Source organism: Mycobacterium sp. E3298 (assembly GCF_001666895.1).
GTDB lineage: Bacteria > Actinomycetota > Actinomycetes > Mycobacteriales > Mycobacteriaceae > Mycobacterium.
Window position 1 is genome coordinate 1 of the sequence record NZ_LZJB01000476.1, and the last position, 2,575, is coordinate 2,575.

Annotated in this window: 3 protein-coding genes and 1 pseudogene; 1 reads left to right on the forward strand and 3 read right to left on the reverse strand. The window is 68.7% G+C overall.

Going from position 1 to position 2,575, the window contains the following annotated elements; translation table 11 throughout:
• Positions 1-68: 68 nt before the first annotated feature.
• A pseudogene (locus tag A9X05_RS21750) lies at positions 69-332 on the forward strand (hypothetical protein); the annotation flags it as partial.
• A 41-nt stretch (positions 333-373) separates the two neighbouring features.
• Here A9X05_RS21750 and A9X05_RS21755 read toward each other — a convergent pair.
• From A9X05_RS21755 to A9X05_RS21765, 3 genes are read right to left on the reverse strand one after another with little or no spacing between them, the layout of a single operon-like run.
• A complete protein-coding gene (locus A9X05_RS21755) occupies positions 374-721 on the reverse strand; it encodes a metal-sulfur cluster assembly factor (protein ID WP_067301280.1) in 348 nt (115 codons plus the stop codon).
• On the reverse strand, positions 696-1,196 hold the full coding sequence (sufU, locus tag A9X05_RS21760) for a Fe-S cluster assembly sulfur transfer protein SufU (protein ID WP_067275677.1): 501 nt from the start codon (positions 1,194-1,196) through the stop codon (positions 696-698). Before sufU ends, A9X05_RS21755 begins: the two co-directional genes overlap by 26 nt.
• Positions 1,193-2,434, reverse strand: a complete 1,242-nt coding sequence (locus tag A9X05_RS21765) for a cysteine desulfurase (protein WP_067784012.1) — start codon at positions 2,432-2,434, stop codon at positions 1,193-1,195. The genes sufU and A9X05_RS21765 overlap by 4 nt, the downstream gene beginning before the upstream one ends.
• Positions 2,435-2,575: the final 141 nt, after the last annotated feature.

The following is a 2,575-nucleotide window of genomic DNA, read 5'->3' on the forward strand; positions in this document are numbered from 1 at the left end:
CCTGAGCCCCCATGCACGTGCCGTTGGTGATCGCCTGGGTGTTGCTGATCGTCTGCTTCTTGTAGGACGTCGCGTCGGTATCGGGAAACACGATCGCGGTCAATGGGATTGGTCCCGGTGGCCCCACCACGGTGACCGTCAACGACGCGACGTCCTACAAGAAGCAGACGATCAGCAACACCCAGGCGATCACCAACGGCACGTGCATGGGGGCTCAGGGCACGAACGACGGAGGCGCGCTGCAGGCGACGACCATCAGCCTGGAACAGTGCCCGCCGATGGGGCGGCCGCACCACCACCTGCACCTGCCGCATTTGCCCTTCCACCTTTAGCGGCGGATTGCCGCCATTGGCTAGCGGAAGGGCAGGTGGCTTTAGACGGTGAAGCCCAAGGCGCGCAGTTGCTCGCGGCCGTCCTCGGTGATCTTGTCCGGGCCCCATGGCGGGTTCCACACCCAGTTGATGCGCAGGTCGTCGACCAGGCCGCTGCTGACCAGCGCGCTGCGCGACTGGTCCTCGATGACATCGGTCAGCGGGCAGGCCGCCGAGGTCAGCGTCATATCGAGCAGGGCAACGGTCCCCTCGTCGCCCTCTTCCACGTTGAGGCCGTAGACCAGCCCGAGGTCGACGACGTTGATGCCCAACTCCGGGTCGACGACGTCGCGCATCGCCTCCTCGAGGTCGGCAATAAATTCGTCACCCGGTGCGGCGGTCTCGCTCATCCTGTTCCTCCTCGAAGTCCGCGCCCCTGCCTGAACAAGCTTGGGCCAACGCGTCTTTGAACGCCATCCAGCCCAGCAGTGCGCATTTCACCCGGGCCGGGTATTTGGCCACCCCGGCGAACGCGATGCCGTCGCCCAGGACGTCCTCATCGCCTTCGACGGTGCCGCGCGAGGACACCATTTCGGTGAACGCGGCGATGGTGTCCAGCGCCTCGGGCACCGTCTGACCGATCACCTGCTGGGTGAGCACCGAGGTCGCCGCCTGGCTGATCGAGCAGCCCTGCCCGTCATAGGAGACGTCGGCCACGCGCCGGCCGTCGTCCGACAGCGCGACCCGCAGCGTCACCTCGTCCCCGCACACCGGGTTGACGTGATACACCTGCGCGCCGAACGGCTCCCGCAGCCCCCGGTGCTGGGGGTGCTTGTAGTGATCCAGGATCACGTCCTGATACATCTGCTCCAGGCGCACGGTCAGTCTCTCCCGAAGAACTCGAGCGCCCGCCGCACGCCGACCACCAACCGCTCAACCTCGTCGGCGGTGTTGTACACCGCGAACGATGCCCGGGCGGTGGCAGCCACGCCGAACCGGCGGTGCAACGGCATCGCGCAGTGATGCCCGACGCGCACCGCGACGCCGTCGTCGTCGAGCACCTGCCCGACGTCGTGCGCGTGCACGCCGTCGACCACGAACGACACCGGCGAGGCACGGTTTTCCATCGTGGCGGGCCCGATTATCCGCACGCCCTCGATGCCCGAGAGGCCCTCAAGGGCGGCTGCGACCAGCTCCCGCTCGTGCGCCTCCACCGCGTCCATGCCGATGGCGCCCAGATACCTTGCGGCCGCGCCCAACCCGACAACCTGGGACGTCATCGGCGTGCCGGCCTCGAACCGTTGCGGCGCCGGGGCGTAGGTCGACGTCTCCATCGTCACCGTCTCGATCATCGACCCGCCGGTGAGGAAGGGCGGGAGCTGCGACAACAGCTCGCGCCGGGCGTAGAGCGCACCGACGCCGTTGGGGGCCAACATCTTGTGGCCGGAGAACGCGGCGAAGTCGATGTCGAGCGCGTGCAGGTCGACCGGCTCGTGCGGCACCGACTGGCAGGCGTCAAGCACCGTCACGGCACCGACGGCCTTGGCGCGGCGGACCAGCTCCGTCACCGGCGCCACCGCGCCGGTGACGTTCGAGTGATGGCTGAAGGCAACGACTTTCACGCGCTCGTCGAGCTCCAGCGAGTCCAGGTCGATGCGCCCGTCGTCGGTCACGCCGTACCAGCGCAGCGTGGCGCCGCTGCGACGGGCCAGTTCCTGCCACGGCACGATGTTGGCGTGGTGCTCCAGCTCGGTGGTGACGATCACGTCACCTTCGCCGACGGCCCGGTCGAATCTGTTGTCGCCCAGCACGTATGACGCCAGGTTGAGCGCCTCCGTGGCGTTGCGGGTGAAGACCAGCTCGTCGGCGTCGGCGCCGACGAGGGCCGCGACGTCGGCGCGGCCCCGTTCGTAGGCGTCGGTCGCCTCCTCCATCAGCTGGTGCGCGCCGCGATGCACCGCGCCGTTGGAGGTGATCAGGAACTCGCGCTCGGCATCGAGCACCTGCAGCGGGCGCTGCGACGTCGCGCCGGAATCCAGGTACGCCAACTGCTTTCCGCCGCGCATCACGCGCTTCAGGATCGGAAAGTCAGCGCGGATGGCGTCGACGTCCAGTGCGGTCATGCCTACGCTCCCGCGGCCGCCGCTCGCGGGGATCCCAAGCGCGGCGAAGCCGGGCGCTGGGGGTCGCCGCCATCGGTCTGGGTGAAGCGCACGTAGCCGTTCTCCTCGAGCTCGTCGGCCAGCTCCGGGCCGCCGGATTCG